The organism is Collimonas sp. NPDC087041 (assembly GCF_044745265.1).
Lineage (GTDB): Bacteria > Pseudomonadota > Gammaproteobacteria > Burkholderiales > Burkholderiaceae_D > Collimonas.
In genome coordinates, this window is the sequence record NZ_JBIUZX010000009.1 from 1 (window position 1) to 18656 (window position 18656).

Annotated in this window: 20 protein-coding genes; 15 read left to right on the top strand and 5 right to left on the bottom strand. The window is 57.6% G+C overall.

Annotated features, from left to right (window positions below; all coding sequences use genetic code 11):
- On the top strand, positions 1-717 hold a 717-nt coding region (locus ACIPF8_RS16485; protein WP_400423032.1), incomplete at its 5' end, for an autotransporter outer membrane beta-barrel domain-containing protein.
- Between the two features lie 97 nt (positions 718-814).
- Here ACIPF8_RS16485 and ACIPF8_RS16490 read toward each other — a convergent pair.
- Positions 815-1063: an H-NS histone family protein gene (locus tag ACIPF8_RS16490; protein ID WP_400423035.1), complete on the bottom strand. Its 249-nt coding sequence runs from the start codon at positions 1061-1063 to the stop codon at positions 815-817.
- Positions 1064-1272: 209 nt separating this feature from the next.
- Here ACIPF8_RS16490 and ACIPF8_RS16495 point away from each other — a divergent pair, with 209 nt between their 5' ends.
- Positions 1273-1680, top strand: coding sequence for a hypothetical protein (locus ACIPF8_RS16495; RefSeq protein WP_400423037.1), 408 nt, complete (start codon positions 1273-1275; stop codon positions 1678-1680).
- Between the two features lie 194 nt (positions 1681-1874).
- Positions 1875-2189, top strand: a complete 315-nt coding sequence (locus tag ACIPF8_RS16500) for a hypothetical protein (protein WP_400423039.1) — start codon at positions 1875-1877, stop codon at positions 2187-2189.
- A 35-nt stretch (positions 2190-2224) separates the two neighbouring features.
- Here the strand turns inward: ACIPF8_RS16500 and ACIPF8_RS16505 are convergent, their stop codons facing one another.
- Positions 2225-2545 carry a hypothetical protein gene (locus tag ACIPF8_RS16505; protein ID WP_400423040.1) on the bottom strand — a complete coding sequence of 107 codons (321 nt, stop codon included), beginning with the start codon at positions 2543-2545 and terminating at the stop codon, positions 2225-2227.
- 209 nt (positions 2546-2754) lie between these two features.
- Here ACIPF8_RS16505 and ACIPF8_RS16510 point away from each other — a divergent pair, with 209 nt between their 5' ends.
- Entirely contained in the window at positions 2755-3597 is an 843-nt protein-coding gene (locus ACIPF8_RS16510; protein ID WP_400423042.1) for an oxaloacetate decarboxylase, read from the top strand.
- Positions 3598-3795: 198 nt separating this feature from the next.
- Positions 3796-4251, top strand: a complete 456-nt coding sequence (locus tag ACIPF8_RS16515) for a DUF1178 family protein (protein ID WP_400423044.1) — start codon at positions 3796-3798, stop codon at positions 4249-4251.
- 60 nt (positions 4252-4311) lie between these two features.
- Here the strand turns inward: ACIPF8_RS16515 and ACIPF8_RS16520 are convergent, their stop codons facing one another.
- From ACIPF8_RS16520 to gmk, 3 genes are all read right to left on the bottom strand, one after another.
- Positions 4312-6594 carry a RelA/SpoT family protein gene (locus ACIPF8_RS16520; protein WP_400423047.1) on the bottom strand — a complete coding sequence of 761 codons (2283 nt, stop codon included), beginning with the start codon at positions 6592-6594 and terminating at the stop codon, positions 4312-4314.
- 97 nt (positions 6595-6691) lie between these two features.
- Positions 6692-6895, bottom strand: coding sequence for a DNA-directed RNA polymerase subunit omega (gene rpoZ / locus ACIPF8_RS16525; RefSeq protein WP_061533270.1), 204 nt, complete (start codon positions 6893-6895; stop codon positions 6692-6694).
- 43 nt (positions 6896-6938) lie between these two features.
- Positions 6939-7583, bottom strand: a complete 645-nt coding sequence (gene gmk, locus ACIPF8_RS16530) for a guanylate kinase (protein WP_400423441.1) — start codon at positions 7581-7583, stop codon at positions 6939-6941.
- Positions 7584-7926: 343 nt separating this feature from the next.
- Here gmk and ACIPF8_RS16535 point away from each other — a divergent pair, with 343 nt between their 5' ends.
- From ACIPF8_RS16535 to ACIPF8_RS16580, 10 genes are all read left to right on the top strand, one after another.
- Positions 7927-8178: a DUF2164 domain-containing protein gene (locus ACIPF8_RS16535; protein WP_400423050.1), complete on the top strand. Its 252-nt coding sequence runs from the start codon at positions 7927-7929 to the stop codon at positions 8176-8178.
- A 157-nt stretch (positions 8179-8335) separates the two neighbouring features.
- Entirely contained in the window at positions 8336-9796 is a 1461-nt protein-coding gene (gene thrC / locus ACIPF8_RS16540) for a threonine synthase (RefSeq protein ID WP_400423053.1), read from the top strand.
- A gap of 32 nt (positions 9797-9828) precedes the next feature.
- On the top strand, positions 9829-11067 hold the full coding sequence (gene glp / locus ACIPF8_RS16545; RefSeq protein WP_400423056.1) for a gephyrin-like molybdotransferase Glp: 1239 nt from the start codon (positions 9829-9831) through the stop codon (positions 11065-11067).
- A 60-nt stretch (positions 11068-11127) separates the two neighbouring features.
- Positions 11128-11385, top strand: coding sequence for a molybdopterin converting factor subunit 1 (gene moaD / locus ACIPF8_RS16550; RefSeq protein WP_400423059.1), 258 nt, complete (start codon positions 11128-11130; stop codon positions 11383-11385).
- A gap of 58 nt (positions 11386-11443) precedes the next feature.
- Positions 11444-11932: a molybdopterin synthase catalytic subunit MoaE gene (moaE, locus tag ACIPF8_RS16555; RefSeq protein WP_400423062.1), complete on the top strand. Its 489-nt coding sequence runs from the start codon at positions 11444-11446 to the stop codon at positions 11930-11932.
- The gene (crcB, locus tag ACIPF8_RS16560) at positions 11929-12303 is read left to right on the top strand and encodes a fluoride efflux transporter CrcB (RefSeq protein ID WP_400423064.1); all 375 of its coding nucleotides are present in this window, start codon (positions 11929-11931) and stop codon (positions 12301-12303) included. The genes moaE and crcB overlap by 4 nt, the downstream gene beginning before the upstream one ends.
- An 84-nt stretch (positions 12304-12387) precedes the next feature.
- Complete coding sequence (clpB, locus tag ACIPF8_RS16565) at positions 12388-14991, top strand: ATP-dependent chaperone ClpB (RefSeq protein WP_400423067.1); 2604 nt, start codon at positions 12388-12390, stop codon at positions 14989-14991.
- Positions 14992-15333: 342 nt separating this feature from the next.
- Positions 15334-17133: a diguanylate cyclase gene (locus tag ACIPF8_RS16570; RefSeq protein WP_400423069.1), complete on the top strand. Its 1800-nt coding sequence runs from the start codon at positions 15334-15336 to the stop codon at positions 17131-17133.
- 34 nt (positions 17134-17167) lie between these two features.
- Complete coding sequence (gene rraA, locus ACIPF8_RS16575) at positions 17168-17662, top strand: ribonuclease E activity regulator RraA (protein WP_400423072.1); 495 nt, start codon at positions 17168-17170, stop codon at positions 17660-17662.
- A gap of 301 nt (positions 17663-17963) precedes the next feature.
- Positions 17964-18620 carry an RNA polymerase factor sigma-70 gene (locus tag ACIPF8_RS16580; protein WP_400423443.1) on the top strand — a complete coding sequence of 219 codons (657 nt, stop codon included), beginning with the start codon at positions 17964-17966 and terminating at the stop codon, positions 18618-18620.
- Positions 18621-18656: the final 36 nt, after the last annotated feature.

Sequence of the window (18656 nt, forward strand, 5' to 3'; positions counted from 1 at the left end):
ACCATCGTCGGCGCTGCGTTGGCGTACTCGGACAGTCGCGCCAGTTTCGATCGCCTGGGCGGGCAATCGAAGAGCCACAATACCGGCGTCTCGCTCTACGGCAGGCAAGTACTCGGCACCAATGGTTGGTATTTGTCCGGCCGGGCCGGTGTCGCCAGCGTCGATAGTACGGTGACGCGCGATGCGCTGATCGGCAATACGGTCCAGGGCCTGAATGCTGGACATACAGACCAGATCTGGTCGGTTTATGGCGAGAGCGGCTATGTGCTGCCGCTATCCGACAGCACCCGGCTGACGCCATTTGCGGGGCTGTCCTATGACCGTCTCAAGCGTGGCGGCTTTACCGAGAACGGCGGCGTGTTCGGCTTGACGGCGGATAGTCAGGCGTATCGGCAGACGGCGGCGCTGCTCGGGCTACGCGGCGATGCAGCGTTTCAATGGGTGGGCGGACGCAGCGTGTTGCAGGGCTACGCAGCCTGGCAACATGCCTTCACCGACGGCAGCCTGGATTTCAACGCAGCCTTCGTCGGCGCGCCGGCGGCTGGTTTCACGGTGCAGGGGATAGGATTGGCGCGCAATTCCGGCTGGGCGGGATTGGGCTTGAGCACCGATGTCGACAAGCGCTGGGGCTGGTATCTGAACTACGACCTGCAGTTCGGCAGGGGTGGTTTGGCTAACAATGTGGTGGCGCTGGGCTTGCGCTTCAAGCTGGATTGATCTGCATCACGGCTGTCATCGGCGGAAAGTCTTTTCAGGCTGGCGAAGCGGCAAAGCCTTCGTCGATGACAGTCGTCTGGAACGGTAGGTCTGGCAATTACATTGAGCTGCCGACTGCGGCATCGTCCTGGCCGGACAATTGCGCCGGTGCTTCGGCTTCCATCGGCGGGGCCGGTTTCATGACGCGTTTCTTGCCCATCAGGCCGAGATCGGCGCCAGTAATCCCATACTCGTTCATCTTGGCCTTGATCTCGGCGATGACGCCGGCAATTTCCGCCTGACGCAATTCTTCCGCTTGCTTTCTCAACTGTTCGATTTGTGCTTGCAGCTCTTTATAAGTGGTCATTTCTGTTGCTTTCTCTCTGCGGGTTGGACGCGCAAGTATACCGTAAGCAAGGATTCGCATGGAATGCGCCGTTGCCAGCTTATTGATACACGCTGTTGCAAACATTACTGAATTGTATCGACCATTTTGGCAACACTTCCTATAGTGAATATAGGGATATCGAAGGCGTTGCCATGTTGCCGGCGATGCGGAAGGTAAAAGGTGCAGCCATGAAGAAGTTGATGATGATGTTGTGTGCAGCGGTTGCGTTGATACTGGCCTCGGCCAGCGGTACGGCATTGGCCCAGCATGGAGGATTCCACGGCGGCCACGGCGGTTTTCATGGTGGCTTCCACGGTGGAGCAGCCGGCATGCAAGCCGGTGGCGGCCCGCATTTCTACGCACGCCACGGATTTCGCCGATTCCGTGATTTTCGCGGATTTGGCGTGTTCGTTATAGGCGGTCCTTTGTTCTGGTATCCGGGCTATTACGATCCGGCTTATTTTTATCCGGACGGCAGCTTGTATGTGCAGCCTGGCGCCAATTACAGCTTCTATTGCAATAACCCCGTCGGCTATTACCCCGATGTGCCAAGTTGCCCCAGCGGCTGGCTGCGGGTGGTTCCGGAAGAGCCATAACTGGAAAAACTGATCGCCATCGGCCGAGCCAGGCACGCGATAAAACGCTATCCATTGGATAGCGTTTTTTTGTTGCATGTCGAAGTATCGCGGCAAGATTGCGTAGCATATTTTTGCTTGGCATCTTGCTGCCGATTAACATGGCGCGTACCATGAAGTGAAAAATTATTCGACTTCCCATCTCGGAGATATACATGTCAATTCACATGATTGAAGCAGTGCGTTTTAATGTTGCAGGTGATCGGGTTGAAGAAGTGCGCTGGGGACGGGCGAAAGCGAAAGACGATGGTTCTATTGGATGGGAGCACAAGACTTCGGAGCAGGATGTCAGCCTGGTGGTTGATGCGCTGCATTTCGGTGACGAGGTGGCTACTGCATTTTCGGTGGATGGCAAAATTGTGCGTGGCCCCAGCATCGGCCTGGTGATTTACGAACATGGAATCGAAGGCATCGATATTGTCGACCATTCCGGATCGGAACGGACGCTGGCCGACCTGCCGCGCTTCTAGTTTCCTGTGGCCAGCGAGTCGGCAATCAAGATGTGTTAAAAGCTGGTGGCTGGCATTGGCGTGCGTGTCGTGGCGTTATCCATTGGCGACACTGCCTCGCCACGGTTTTCGCGCCATTGCTGGCGCTGCCATTCGAGCTCGCTCCATTGGTCAACGCGTCGCTTTTCCCACTCATTCCGTTCGCGCAAGGTAAGTGGGGCTACAACGGAAGATGCCGGATGGAGCAATGGCGCAGGATGAAACACTGGGCCAAACAATGGCGGCGGCGCGAAAGTTTGCGCTTGTCCGGCAACGACGTAGCTTGGCAGGGCCGCGGCGACAATGCCAAGCAGCAATACCAGCAGTATCCTTTTCATGTTGCCCCCGATTTATTTCAACAAAAGCGTAAGGCGCTTACGGCGCTTCGGCTTTCATTCTAGGAAACAAAGCAGCCTGGCGCTAATAGAGAATCGCTACGGCGATGATTTTTTCAGGTGCTTTTGGTAATCCATTGGGTGCAGTTGTTCCGTTGTGTCAACGGATCTCGCATTGCCAATCCGAGGCTATGTCAAATCGAAAGAGTCTTATGAAATCTCAGATCGAAAAAGCGCTTGTTTTCCAGCAACTGCATGTGCGAGATGGCGCATTCATTATTCCCAATCCGTGGGATATCGGCAGCGCCAGCCTGCTGGCCTTGCTCGGCTTTGAAGCGCTTGCGTCTACCAGCGCGGGCTATGCATTTTCCCGCGGACAAACGGATGGCAGCGTTGGGCGCGACCAGATGCTGCTGCACTTGAGCGAACTGGCGGCGGCGACAGAGTTACCGCTTAGCGCCGATCTGGAGAACGGTTTCGGCGACGCTCCGGAAGCCGTTGCCGAAACGATCCGGCTAGCTGCGGCCACCGGCATTGTCGGCGGCTCGATCGAGGACGCCAGCGGCCACAGCGACGATCCGATTTATTCCTTAGAATTGGCCGTGGAGCGCGTTCGTGCCGCAGCAGAAGCGGCGCGCGGACTCGGTTTCCCGTTCATGTTGACCGCCCGCGCTGAAAACTATCTGGTCGGCCGGCCTGATTTGAACGACACCATCAAACGGCTGCAAGCCTATCAGGATGCGGGAGCGGATGCGTTGTATGCGCCTGGCTTGAAAACAAGGGAAGAGATTGCCGCCGTGGTCAGTTCGCTTGACCGGCCTGTCAATGTCGTGATGGGGTTGCAAGGAGTGCAACTGGGTTTGAAGGATCTGGCGGAGATCGGCGTCAAGCGCGTCAGCGTCGGTGGTTCGTTGTCACGGGCGGCGCTCGGCGCGTTTCTGCGAGCGGCGCGGGAGATGCGAGATCACGGTACATTCACCTATTCCGACGATGCTGTTAGCGCGCGCCAGATCGGTGAGATGTTTCGCGCGGCAAACAAGCAGCAGGCGACTTGATATGATTGAAATCGCACATTATTGAGATAATTGCCTGTATCGAAGCTGCCGATAAGTTCTATGCTGATTGGTGTAGCATCGCTGTCTTTCGATGCGTTAACATTGAACATTGGCGCCTGGCATGTTTCGACACGGCTGAGCGATTGATTCTGTGCTTTTTGGCATTTCAGGTCTTGGATTTTAGGTAAGCAACTATCCATGAAAGTCTACAATTTATCTTGTGAGCAGCAACATCGCTTCGAAGGCTGGTTTAATTCGGAAGAGGATTTCCTGTCGCAATCGGAACGCCAGCAGATAAGCTGCCCGGTGTGTGACAGCGTCAAGGTCGGCAAGCTGCCTTCAGCGCCCCATTTGAACTTATCGGCCTCCAGGGCAACTGTCCCTGATACTGCTGCCCACGCGCGCGCAGGGAAGCCGCCTTCGGTGGCGCCATTTCAGCAGCAACTGGCGGAAATGGTGCGGCAGGTAGTGGAAAATACCGAGGATGTCGGTGCGCGTTTTACAGAAGAAGCGCGGCGTATTCACTACAATGAAGTACCCGCGTACGGGATTCGCGGCACTGCGTCCGCCGAGCAACGCGAGGAGCTGGCGGAAGAGGGAATCGACGTGTTCCAGTTGCCGATAGCGTTGCCGGGCAAGCAGTCGCTGCAATAAAAAACGGCCGGTGTTGACCGGCCGTTATCTTGTTCATCCCAACAAATCGATTGTGGACGTTCAACTGCGATCGCGCAGGATGCGCGTCACGCCGCGGATGCGGCGCACATTGCGCATCAGCCGGGCCAGGTGAACGCGGTCTTCCACCTGGATGGTGAAGACCAGCTGCGTCATCATCTGATCCTTGTCGTCATCCATGTTGACATAGATGATATTGGCATCGGAATCACCGATTTCGGCAGCAACCCGCGCCAGGATTCCCTTGTCGTTATGTACCAGCACCTTGATGCGGCAGTCGAAACGACGGTTCAGGTCCTCGCCCCACAGCACCTCGATCCAGCGGTCCGGATCCTTGTTGCGCTGGCGCTTGGCGATATTGCAGTCTTCAGCATGCACCACCAGGCCCTGGTCGCGCTTGAGCTGGCCGACGATATGGTCGCCCGGAATCGGCTGGCAGCATGGCGACAGCTGCACTGAGATGCCTTCGCTGCCGTAGATCACTACCGGATCCATCTTGGCGGGAGCGCTGACATTTTCCAGGTCGAGCAACGGCGAGGCCAGCGGTTCGTTTTCCAGCAGACCCATGATGTGGCGCGCCACCAGCGTCGCCATGCGTTTGCCGACGCCGATGTCGGCATAGATCTCATCGAGCGACTTGGCGCTGGATTCGTTCAGCAAACGCTCGACCACCACCGGCGCCAGCGCCGGATTCAGGTTGAGCGATGCCAACGCCTGCGACAGCAGGTGCTTGCCGAGTTCCAGCGATTCGCCGAGGTTGATGGTGCGCAGGTAATGACGGATCGCCGAGCGCGCCTTGCCGGTGCGCACGAAACTGAGCCAGTTGGGGCTGGGGCGTGAGGTCGGCGAGGTGATGATTTCGACGATGTCGCCATTGTGCAGTTCGGTGCGCAGCGGCGCTGGCTCGTGATTGATCTTGGCGGCGATGGTCTGGTCGCCGACATCGGTGTGGATGGTGTAGGCGAAATCGAGCGCAGTGGCGCCGCGCGGTAGCGCGATGATCTTCGATTTCGGCGTAAACACATAGACCGAATCCGGGAACAGGTCGACCTTGACGTGCTCCAGGAACTCGGCCGAATCACCGGTTTGCTTCTGAATATCGAGTAGCGATTGCAGCCACGCATGGGTGCGCTGCTGCAGGTCGCTCAGGTTGCCTTCTTCGTCCTTGTACAACCAGTGCGCGGCGACGCCTGATTCGGCGACGCGGTGCATGTCCTGGGTACGAATCTGGAACTCTACCGGCGTGCCATAGGGGCCGATCAGCGTGGTATGCAGCGACTGGTAGCCATTCAGCTTGGGAATCGCGATGTAGTCCTTGAACTTGCCTGGCATCGGCTTGTACAGCGCATGCAGCGTGCCGAGCGCCAGGTAGCAATTGGCGAAGGTGTCGACCACGATGCGGAAGCCGTAGACATCCAGCACCTGCGAAAATGACAGGTGCTTGTTATGCATTTTGCGATAGATGCCGAACAGGCTTTTCTCGCGGCCATCGATCTGCGCATTGATGCCGGTAGCTGCCAGCGTGGTGCTGACCGATTCCAGGATCTTGCTGACCACTTCGCGGCGATTGCCGCGCGCTGCCTTGACTGCCTTCGCCAATGTGCGGTGGCGCAGCGGGTACAGGTGCGAGAAGGCCAGTTCCTGCAGTTCGCGGTAGATGTTGTTGAGGCCGAGCCGGTGCGCGATCGGGATGTAGACTTCCATCGTCTCGCGGGCGATGCGGCGTTTCTTTTCCGGCACCATCACGCCGAGCGTGCGCATGTTGTGCAGGCGGTCGGCCAGCTTGACCAGGATCACGCGCACGTCGCGCGCCATCGCCAGCAGCATCTTGCGGAAATTTTCCGCCTGCGCTTCGATCTGGCTCTGGAATTCGATCTTGTCCAGTTTCGACAAGCCGTCGACCAGGGTCGCCACCGGTGCGCCGAAACGCTCGATCAGCTCGTCCTTCTTGACGTCCTGGTCTTCCATGACATCGTGCAACAAGGCGGCCATGATGGCTTGCGCGTCGAGTTTCCAGTCGGCGCAGATTTCGGCGACGGCAATCGGGTGTGAAATATAGGGTTCGCCGGACTTGCGCATCTGACCGAGATGCATTTCATCGGAAAAGCGATAGGCTTCCTTGACTTTCTTCAGCTCGGCTGGAGTCAGGTATTCGGCAAGCTTGGTGGTCAGGTGCGTAATCGAGGCGACGCCGAGTTGGGAGGCGGGCTGAGGATCTGGCAAGGGAGGCGTACTAGCGGGTTTTCTGGCTGAGCGGGGAGAGGCCGCCCGTTTTTTTGTGGTCGCAGCTGATGACATACTTGAATCTGGAGATGTCAGGTTCATACTGGGTCGGTGTCAGCCACATGATGTTGAACTGATTGTCGGACGGAGTGCTGGATTCGCCGAGGCGCAACGCATTGCTCCGTCCTCAACCAACTAATTAACCAGGTACTTTCTTCAGCATTTCGATACCGATCTTGCCGGCAGCAATTTCGCGCAGGGCGACAACGGTTGGCTTGTCCTTGGCGTCCACTTTAGCGGTGTGGCCTTGCAACAATTGGCGTGCGCGATAGGTCGCGGACAGCGTCAATTGAAAACGGTTAGGGATTTGTTTCAAACAATCTTCGATGGTGATGCGGGCCATATATTTCTCCAGAAATCGGTGCCTGTCAGGCATTGACTTAATACTAACTTAAGTTGGCGTGGATGCCCAGTTGGGCAAATAACGAGGCGTTGCGCACTGCCTGCTGCGAAAAGCGGCAGCGAGTGGCTTTGACGATCGCTGTTAATTCCGACAGAGCAGTTGCAAACTCTTGATTAATAATAACATATTCAAACTCGGGGGCGTGCGCGATTTCGCCGCCGGCAGCAAGAATCCGGCGCGTAATCACCTGCGGCTCGTCCTGCCCGCGTTTTTTTAGGCGATCTTCCAGCGCGGCAATCGATGGCGGCAGGATGAAAATGCCGACCGCGTTGGGGAACTGCTTCTTGACCTGCTGCGCGCCTTGCCAGTCGATTTCCAGCAAGACATCGGTGCCGGACTGCATTTGCTCGGCGATTGCCAGGCGCGATGTGCCGTAATAATTGGTGTGGACCTCGGCCCATTCCAGGAATTCGCCCTGTTTGTGACGGGCGCGAAAATCTTCGACCGTTGTGAAGTGATACTCGCGGCCATCCTGCTCACTTGGGCGCGGTGGCCGGGTGGTGTACGAGATCGACAGCTTGATGGCGGGTTCCTGCGCCAGCAGCGCGTTGACCAGTGTCGATTTGCCGGCGCCGGATGGTGCTACCACCATGAACAGGCTGCCGGACATCGGATGCTCGTCAGGCATCGCCGAACTGTTTTGCAGATCGGTCGACGGGGTCGTTGAAAGTGGAGGTGTCATAACAATTGAATGAGTTGCAAGCGGAATAAGGCTAATTATCGTCGTATTGACGACCTGCCTGCCAGGCATTTCCTGCGCCTTGGCGTAAGACCGATATTGTATCAGTGTGGCAATAAGGATGCTGTGCGCATTTGTATCATTTGTATGCGCGTCCAAGGCGACTTATATATTGGCGGGGTGATAACGGTCATGCGGGGCATGTAGTACATTAATGGGCTTTCAAAAAGCCGGGCATGCGGAGTGCCGTTTTTTGAGCGTGTGATCATATATAAAAGACAAGGGATGCGCCATGACGATCAAGTTGCGACAAGAGGAGCAGAAGGAGCTGATCGGATCGATCCAGCGCTACTTCAAGGAAAACATGGAAGAGCCGATTGGTGACCTGAAGGCAGCCATGCTGCTTGATTTCTGCGTCAAGGTGATCGGTCCCAGCATTTACAACCAGGCGGTAGCCGATGCCCAGGCGCATATGGAAGCCAAGGTTGCCGATCTGACGGTGGAGTGCTACGAAGACGCCGTCGACTACTGGAAAAAGAAATAGAGCGGTTGGCGCAATAGTGCAAAGCTGACAGCAGCTCGCTTGCGGCGGCTATAATGTGAAAGACAGTAATTCGCGGCAGATTCGTAGTTACCTCGCGCATTTTCTTCTTTATCAGGTCCCCATCGGTATTCGTAACCACAAAACCTCATCCAATCCTATGCAATATGTCTCGACTCGTGGCCACGCAGCCGCACAAAATTTTTCTGAAATCCTGCTTGGCGGCCTGGCTCCGGATGGCGGCCTCTACCTGCCAGCCGAATATCCGCAGGTGAGCGGCGCCGAGCTGGATGCTTGGCGCAGCCTGTCGTACGCCGATCTGGCGTTCGAAGTCCTGAAAAAATTTGCGACCGACGTGCCCGAGGCCGACTTGAAAGCGCTGGCGCACAAGACTTACACCGCCGAGGTATATCGCAACGCGCGTGCCGGCGAGGATGCCAGCCAGATCACGCCATTGCGCGTGCTGGAGGAAAAGGATGGCGGCAAGCTGCTGCTGCAGGCGTTGTCGAACGGCCCGACGCTGGCTTTCAAGGACATGGCGATGCAGTTGCTGGGCAACCTGTTTGAATACACGCTGGCCAAGCACGACGCCGAGCTGAACATTTTCGGCGCGACATCCGGCGATACCGGCAGCGCTGCCGAGTATGCAATGCGCGGCAAGAAAGGCATCCGCGTCTTCATGCTGTCGCCGCACAAGAAAATGAGCGCCTTCCAGACTGCGCAAATGTTCAGCCTGCAAGACCCGAACATTTTCAATATCGCGGTCGAAGGCGTGTTCGACGATTGCCAGGACATGGTCAAGGCGGTCTCCAACGACCACGCATTCAAGGCCGCGCAGAAAATCGGTACTGTCAATTCGATCAACTGGGCGCGCGTGGTGGCGCAGGTGGTGTATTACTTCCGCGGCTATCTGAGTGCGACCACCAGCAACGACCAGAAAGTGTCGTTTACCGTCCCTTCGGGCAATTTCGGCAATATCTGCGCCGGCCATATCGCACGCATGATGGGCTTGCCGATCGATAAACTGGTCGCAGCCACCAACGAGAACGATGTGCTCGACGAATTCTTCCGCACCGGCATCTACCGGGTGCGCAAGGCGGCCGAGACTTACCACACCAGCAGCCCAAGCATGGATATCAGCAAGGCGTCCAATTTCGAACGCTTTGTCCACGACCTGTTGGGTGGCGACAGCGAACGCGTGCGCGCCTTGTTCCACAAGGTTGAGACTGAAGGCGGTTTCAGCCTGGCGGGTGGCCCTGGTAGCGATGGCGACGAATTCGCCAAGATCGGCGGGTTCGGCTTCCAGTCCGGCAAATCGACGCATCAGGATCGCCTCGATACCATCCGCGACGTACAGGCGCGCTATGGCATTACCATCGACACTCATACTGCCGACGGCGTCAAGGTGGCGCGCGAGTACATGGCGCCGGGCGTACCGATGATCGTGCTGGAAACGGCATTGCCGGCCAAGTTCAACGAAACCATCCGCGAAGCGCTGGGACACGATGCGGAGCGGCCGGCCGGCTTTGAAAACATCGAGGCGCTGCCGCAGCGCTTTGAAGTGATGGCCGCCGATGTGGTGCAGGTCAAGCAATTCATCGCCACGCACACCGGCTTGTAATCGCTGAGTACCTAGAGATCAACAAACCAAGAATGATGCAAAAACCACCGATGTTGGATGTCGCCGCAGCCCTGCAGGTGCTGCTGGCGACCGAGCGCCCCTTGCTGGCAGGCGGCGCGATCGAACTGCTGTCGACGCTGGCCGCCAACGGCCGCATGCTGGCCGAGGCGCAGACTTCGCAGCTGAATGTACCGCCGGCCGACAATACACAAATGGACGGTTACGCGGTGCGCGCCGTCGATTGCGCCAGTGGCGCTGCGCGACTGCCGGTATCCCAGCGGATTCCGGCTGGACACGTCGGTGCGCCTTTGCAGCCAGGCACCGCCGCCCGCATCTTTACCGGCGCGATGATTCCGACCGGCGCCGACGCCGTGGTGATGCAGGAAATGTGCGAAGCCGATGGCGACGCCGTATTGATCAAGCACGCGCCGGCAGCCGGCGAATGGGTGCGCCGCGCCGGCGAGGATATCCGCAGCGGTAGCGTGATCCTCGCCGCAGGAACGCGCCTGCGACCGCAGCACCTGGGGCTGGCGGCTTCCGTCGGACTGGAAAAGCTGCCGGTGCTGCGCAAGCTGCGGGTCGCGATGTTTTTCACTGGCGACGAGCTGGCGATGCCGGGAGAACCACTGAAACCGGGCGCGATCTACAATTCGAACCGCTTTGTGTTGCGCGGCCTGCTGGAAAACCTGGGCTGCGACATCACCGACTACGGCATCGTGCCGGATAACCTGCAAGCGACGCGCGAGGCCTTGCGTCTTGCCGCGCAGGAGCATGACCTGATCCTGACTTCGGGCGGCGTATCTGTCGGCGAAGAAGATCACGTCAAGCCGGCGGTGGAAGCGGAAGGGCGCCTGAACATGTGGCAGATCGCCATGAAGCCGGGTAAGCCGCTGGCTTTCGGCGAAGTGAATCGTAGTGCAGGCGGCACGGCTTTCTTCATCGGCTTGCCTGGCAATCCGGTGTCCAGCTTTGTCACGTTCCTGATCTTCGTGCGGCCGTTCATCCTGCACCAGCAAGGCGCGGCGGCCAGCGAACTGGCGCCGCAGACGCTTCCTATGCGCGCCGATTTCAATTGGCCCAAGGCCGATCGCCGGCGCGAGTTTCTGCGCGTCAAAATTAACGCAGATGGCGGCTTGGACCTGTTTCCGCATCAAGGCTCAGGTGTGTTGACGTCGACGGTGTGGGGCGACGGCCTGGTCGACAATCCGCCGGGGCAAACTATTGTCAATGGCGACATGCTGCACTTCTTGCCGTTTGCCGCGCTGGCATGACAATGCGAGGGGAGCCGGCAACTGTACCGGTTCTTGCAATTGATTGAAAATGAGAATGTAATGAAAATCCAGCTACGTTTTTTTGCCAGCATCCGCGAGGCGCTCAACCTGTCGCAGGAAACGCTGGAGTTGCCGGCGACGGTCGCCACCGTTGGCGATGTGCGTACTTATCTGCGCGCGCGCGGCGGGGTCTGGGCAGAAGTGCTGGCTGATGGGCGGGCGTTGCGTATGGCGTTCAACCAGGAACTGGCGAACGCTGATACGGCGCTGGCCGAGAATGGCGAAGTGGCGTTTTTCCCGCCGGTGACCGGCGGCTGATTTTAATCCCGTTCCTGGCGGCGCAAGACGGCCAGGACTGCTACTAGCGAGCTTAATTATGCCAATCCGCGTTCAGACTGAGGATTTCGATCTCGCCGCCGAACTGGCGCAGCTGCGCCAGGCCAATCCAAAAATTGGCGCCGTGGTCAGTTTTCTCGGCACAGTGCGCGACCTGAACGACGGCAGCTCCGTCGCCCAGATGGAGCTGGAGCATTATCCCGGCATGACCGAGAAAGCCCTCTCCGCGATAGTCGACCAGGCCAAGCAGCGTTGGGAAATTGTCGACGCATTGGTGATCCATCGCATCGGCCCGCTGTTGCCGCAGGACCAGATCGTGCTGGTGGCGGTCAGCTCGGCACATCGCGGCGAGGCTTTTGCTGCCTGCGAATTCATTATCGATTACCTGAAAACCGAAGCGCCGTTCTGGAAAAAGGAACACACTCCACAAGGCGCACGTTGGGTTGATGCGCGCAGCAGCGACGACGATGCATTGGCGAAATGGGAGCAGGACGCATTGCCGCTGCCGATTCGCGAAAGCAAGAAATGAGTTGGCTCGCGGTTGGTATAGGCGCAATGCTGGGCGCCTGGCTGCGCTGGCTGGCGAGCATCTGGCTGGGTGCATTTCAGAACCAGCTGCCGTTGGGCACCTTGGTGGTCAATCTGGCGGGCGGCTACATGGCCGGCCTGGCAGTAGGTTTTTTCGAGGCCCATCCGTTGCTGCCGATTGAATGGCGGCTGTTGGTGATTACCGGATTTCTTGGGGGACTGACCACCTTCTCTACCTTTTCGGCGGAATCGATGGTGTTGCTGCAACAAGGCGACTACGCCTGGTTCCTGGGGCATGCGCTGTTGCATCTGTTTGGCTCGATCATCCTGTGCATCGCTGGCTTTGCGACGTATCGCGCCATCTCTTTTTGATTTTTCCTCATCCGTAGCGTCGGAAACGCTTGAAATTAGCTGGCCTGTCCCAATTTTCTATGCATTAGATATTTTGGAGGAACCATGCGTTTCGATAAATTAACCACAAAACTGCAGGAAGCCATTTCCGACGCCCAAAGCCAGGCGGTCGGTAATGATAATCAGTATATTGAGCCGGTGCATGCCTTGCTGGCGCTGTTGCAACAGGACGATGGCGGCGCCACGTCGCTGCTGCAGCGCGCGGGCGTCAATGTCGCCGCCCTTGAGGCCAGCCTGAAGGCAGCGCTGGAGCGTCTGCCCAAGGTCTCCGGTAACGGTGGCGAGGTGCAGATCGGCCGCGAGCTGTTGGCCTTGCTCAACCTGGCCGACAAGGAAGCGCAAAAGCGCGGCGACCAATTCATCGCTAGCGAGATGCTGCTGCTGGCGCTGCTCGACGACAAATCCGACGCCGGCCGCCTGGCGCGCGAAAACGGCCTGACCCGCAAGGCGCTGGAAGCAGCGATCACTGCGGTGCGCGGCGGCGCCAATGTTGCTTCGCAAGACCAGGAAGGGCAACGCGAGGCCCTGAAAAAATACACGCTGGACCTGACCGAACGGGCACGCATCGGCAAGCTTGATCCGGTGATCGGCCGTGACGATGAAATCCGTCGCGCGATCCAGATTTTGCAACGTCGCAGCAAGAACAATCCGGTGTTGATTGGTGAGCCTGGCGTCGGCAAGACGGCGATAGTCGAAGGACTGGCGCAGCGTATCGTCAACGGCGAAGTGCCAGACAGCCTGAAATCGAAACGCGTCTTGTCGCTCGACATGGCGGCCTTATTGGCCGGCGCGAAATTCCGCGGTGAATTCGAGGAACGCCTGAAAGCGGTCTTGAAGGAAATCGCTCTGGATGAAGGCCAAACCATCGTTTTCATCGATGAATTGCACACCATGGTCGGCGCCGGCAAGGCCGAAGGCGCGATGGATGCGGGCAATATGCTCAAGCCGGCGTTGGCGCGCGGTGAGTTGCATTGCGTCGGCGCGACGACCCTGGATGAGTATCGCAAGTACATCGAGAAAGACGCCGCGCTGGAGCGCCGTTTCCAGAAAATCCTGGTCGACGAACCGAGTGTTGAAGCCACCATTGCGATTTTGCGCGGCTTGCAGGAAAAATACGAAGTCCATCACGGCGTGGAAATTACCGATCCGGCGATCGTCGCCGCGGCGGAATTGTCGCACCGCTATATCACCGATCGCTTCTTGCCCGACAAGGCCATCGATCTGATCGATGAAGCCGCGGCCAAGATCAAGATTGAAATCGACTCCAAGCCGGAGGTGATGGACAAACTGGACCGCCGCCTGATCCAGCTCAAGATCGAGCGTGAAGCGGTGCGGCGCGAGAAAGACGAAGCTTCGCAGAAACGCTTTGGTTTGATTGAGGAGGAAATCGAGAAGTTGTCGCGCGAATATGCCGACCTCGAAGAAATCTGGAAATCAGAGAAGGCCAGCGCGCAAGGCAGCAAGCATCTGAAAGAAGAGATCGAGAAGCTGCGTCTGCAAATCGACGAAGCGACGCGCAAGAGCGATTGGCAAAAGGTGTCGGAGCTGAAGTACGGCAAGCTCAATGAACTGGAAAAGGCGCTGGAAACGCAATCCAAACAGGATGCGTTGGCAGCCGAACATCCGGATCCGAACGGCAAGCCGCAACTGGTTCGCACCCAGGTAGGCGCCGATGAAATTGCTGAAATCGTTTCGCGCATTACCGGTATTCCTGTATCGAAGATGCTGCAGGGCGAGCGCGAGAAGCTGATCAGCATGGAAGATGAACTGCATCGTCGCGTGGTTGGCCAGGATGAGGCCATCGTTGCGGTTTCCGATGCGATCCGTCGTTCGCGTGCCGGCCTGAGCGATCCTGATCGGCCGTACGGTTCATTCATGTTCCTCGGACCGACGGGGGTCGGCAAGACCGAATTGTGCAAGGCGCTGGCGGGTTTCCTGTTCGACAGCACCGATTCCTTGATCCGCATCGACATGAGCGAGTTCATGGAGAAGCATTCGGTCGCCCGCCTGATCGGCGCGCCGCCGGGTTATGTCGGCTATGAAGAAGGCGGCTACCTGACCGAGCTGGTGCGTCGTAAACCGTACAGCGTGATCCTGCTCGACGAAATCGAGAAGGCGCATCCGGATGTCTTCAACGTACTGCTGCAGGTGCTGGACGATGGGCGCATGACCGATGGTCAGGGACGTACTGTCGATTTCAAGAATACGGTGATCGTGATGACCTCGAACCTCGGTTCGCACCGTATCCAGGCCATGGAAGGCAGCGATCCGGCGCTGGTGAAGTTGGAAGTGATGGGCGAGGTACGCAATCATTTCCGCCCTGAGTTCATCAACCGTATCGATGAAATCGTGGTGTTCCATTCGCTCGATGAGAAGAACATCGGCGCGATTGCCAAGATCCAGCTGAAAATTCTGGAGCAACGGTTGGCGAAGATGGATATGGGATTGGAAATTTCCGAAGCTGCCCTGCAAAAAATCGCAGAAGCTGGTTTCGATCCGGTGTATGGGGCGCGTCCGCTGAAACGGGCGATCCAGCAGCAGATCGAGAATCCTCTGTCCAAGTTGATCCTGGAAGGAAAATTCGGGCCTAAGGACATTATTCACGTAAATGTTAACAATGGTGAGATAGTGTTCAAATCGGCAATTTAAGCTCGAATCTTACATAAGCAAAAGAGTAGAATCGCAACAGGCTTGATCGTGTTGCTTTAAGGATTAAAGGTCACATGGTGATGCCGTGTGACCTTTTTTTTGTGTTTTTTCCGTCAATACCGTTGTTGCATCATCCATCGATGATGCGTGTTATCCATTGTTCATTTGCGGTGATGCGAAGCAGATAACACGGTGCCGTGAAGTATGGTGAACGCGACAACAACGAGGCATGACGCGGGCTGGCGGCCCACACAGTAAAAATTATATTCTGCTCGATGATGGAACGAGATATATGTTTCCCTAGTCGAATAGCGCAAATTTAACGTGTTTTTTGAGGCAAATTTGAAGCGAACTTCACTACAGCGCTTATTCATTTTGCCATTTGCAACCCTACTGTTGTGCCTGGCGGTTTCGGTGGGCTGGTTTCTGTACCAGGCCGGACAGGACGCAACCGACGCGTTATCGCAAAAAGTCCTGGCAGACATGATGGGAGGGATCAATGGCGCGATCAACCGGCAACTGTTCGACGCCGGTGCGGCCTTGCGCGTGGTGGCTCCGGACCAATTGCCCGATGCCGCGGGCAAGACGCCGACACGCATTCCCTTTCCGAACAATGTCGGACGGCTGGAGGAGCGCATGTGGATCGCCACCGGATTGTTTCCCGCGGTGGGCGGTTTTGTGTGCTTTGGCGGTGTTGACGGGCAGTTTGTTGGTATTCGCCGGATCGGCGCGAATGAATTCCGCGTCAGGTTGCGCGGCAACGATGACGGCCCTAGTCATCTGTATCGCAGCCGTGGTCCGTCGACCGAGATGATCTTGCTGGAAACGGAAGAGTTTGAGCCGCGCGAGCAGAACTGGTATGTCAGTGCCTCAACCGGCATGCGCGATGCGTGGTCAGGGTTATTTATTGACGAATCGATCAATGAGCCAGTGATGATGCTGGCGCGGCCGGTATACGGCGACAACCGCTCGGTGCTTGGTGTGGTGGCCAAGGAATTGTCGTTGAAACCGCTGCGAGAATATTTGCAGGCTTTGTCGATTGATCGTCATGGCCTGGCGTTCGTGGCGGAAAGCAACGGCAACCTTGTGGTTTCCTCAAACGGCGACGGCGTGTTCGGCGCATCGCCTAGCGAGCCGGGCAAGAAGGTTCGCTTCAATGTACAAGATGCCGGCTCGCCATTGATGCAGCAAAGCTGGAAATTGGTGCAGAAGTATCTGCAACAGCATCCGGATACGGTAGCGGTTGGCGATTCTGCGGGATCTCCTGGCGCCAGCCTGGACCAGCCACGGCCGCTTATCAGCGGATCTTTTTCGAGCGAGTTCGGACAGATCGAGGTGGTGGCCCAAATCTATCGGGATGCCGCCGGGTTGGACTGGGTTGCCGTGGTCGCCTTGCCGCGTTCCGACTTCTGGGGAGCGATCAATTCCGGTGTCTACAAAAGCCTGTATCTGGGCTTGCTGGTGATCCTGCTGGCCTTGTTGTTCGGCTATGCCATCTTGCGCTGGGCCTTGCGCGATATCCGCAAGCTGACCCTGGCCGTGCGCAGCATCGGCAGCGGCCGGCCGCTGGAAAAATTGAATATCGATCGCAAGGATGAGATTGGCGAGCTGGCGGAAAGCTTCCAGGAGATGGAGCGTCATCTGCGTACCGATCGCCTGACCAGCCTGCTCAACCGCGACTCCTTGATTGCGCAAATCGAATTCCGCCGCCGTACCGATGTCGAGCCGCATCTTTTCCGCTTTGCCGTGTTGTTCGTCGATCTCGATAAATTCAAGCAGGTCAACGATGAATATGGCCATGACGAAGGCGACCGGGTCTTGATCGAGGTCGGCTTGCGCCTGCAGAATGTCTTGCGCAAGGAGGATGAAGTGGCGCGTTTCGGCGGCGACGAATTCATCGTCTATTTGCCAGGCGTGGCTGACGAGGAATCGGCATTGGCGATTTCTGAAAAAATCTATGCGGTGTTGAACAAGCCGATCCTGATGTCTAACGGCGAGTATTTCCAGGTTGGCGCATCGATCGGCGGCGCCCTGTATCCGGCTGACGGCCTCGATCTGGAAGCCTTGTTGAAGGTGGCTGACAAGCGGATGTATAGTGTCAAGAAATTCGGCGGTCCGGCGTTCTCAGTGGATCCCGAGTAATGCGATTCCGGATTTCTAACACGATGGAGATGTCATGACTTTTGCAACCACCGATCTTTGTGACGCCAACGAAGACAAGCTGGGCACGGCGGCTCTGGCGGTGCTGCCGCCGGTATTTATTTCGCTGGGCAAGCGCCAGGCGTTTGCCGGTCCGGCGCGTACCCTCAAGGTGCACGAGGATAATGTGCTGGTGCGCAGCACATTGGAAACCGCCGGTGAGGGCCAGGTGCTGGTGGTCGACGGTGGCGGCAGCCTGCGCTGCGCGCTGGTCGGCGGCAATCTCGGTGTGCTGGCGCAGAAGAACGGCTGGGCCGGGATTGTCGTCAATGGTTGCGTGCGCGATTCGGCAGAATTGAATGCCTGCGATATCGGCGTACGAGCCCTGGCCTTGCACCCGCAGCGTAGCGTCCGTAAAGGGGTAGGGGAGCGCGATGTCAGCGTGTCAATAGCCGGCGTCACGGTGCGGCCGGGCGACTGGATTTATGCGGATGCCGATGGGGTGTTGGTAGCCGGCCAGAAGCTGGATTAAGCGGCGCCCCTGCTAAGGCGGGATAACCGCCTCGGTCCCGCACGTCAATGCTGTCGATTTGGCAGCACTGTTCCGTCGGCGCGACCCGCCATCCTTTTTCATTTCATGAGATACGCTGCATGCCCGCCATCAGGTGAGCATGCAGCGCTCGCGCGCGTCCATGTTCGATGCGCTGAATCAGTCGGCATTCCAATTCATCGTAGACAGAGTCCTTATATTTCATAAGGTTATTCTAAATCGTATTAAGAATGATTCGTATTTGTGTTACGCTAGGACATCATCTTATCCAAGCGGAGTGAATATGGCGCAAATGCATGAGCGGACGAAACCATCGGCAGCGATGCCAATGTTGAACTTGAGTTCCGATGCATCGATTTCTGCCGCTCCTTTGCTTGATGCCCTTATCGCGAATCGCCCGCTGTTCGTCAATGTGGCGCGCAGCTTCGTCGGCTGCACCAGCCGTGCCGAAGACGTAGTCCACGATGTGTTCATCAAGCTTGCCGATCTTCCTGATCAGGAAGTCGTGCGCCAGCCGGCCGCCTACGTGATGCGGATGGTGCGCAATGCGTCCATCGACGCCTGCCGTCGCCAGAATCTTGAAAATATCTACCGCGCCGACGAAGACAGCGGCCTGAATATGCCTTCGCAAGAACCGTCACCGGAGGCCGCGCTGGAGGTGCGCGATACGTTGCGCCACGTATTCGCTGCATTGGCTCAATTGCCGGCGCGTAGCCGCAATGCATTCGAAATGGTACGGCTTCGCGACGAAACGCTGCAGAGCACCGCACGTGCCCTCAACGTCTCGCAGACGCTCGTGCATTTCATGGTGCGGGATGCGCAACGGCACTGCAGCAACTGCCTGGAGGCCTGCGACCGCGGCGCCGCCATTCCTGCATTTCACAGCAATAACTCGCGCGATGCTAAAAAAATGCGCGCGCCAATCGTCTACTTGAAGTAGAGGCGGCGCCTGGACGCAGCAAGTCCTATCCGTCAC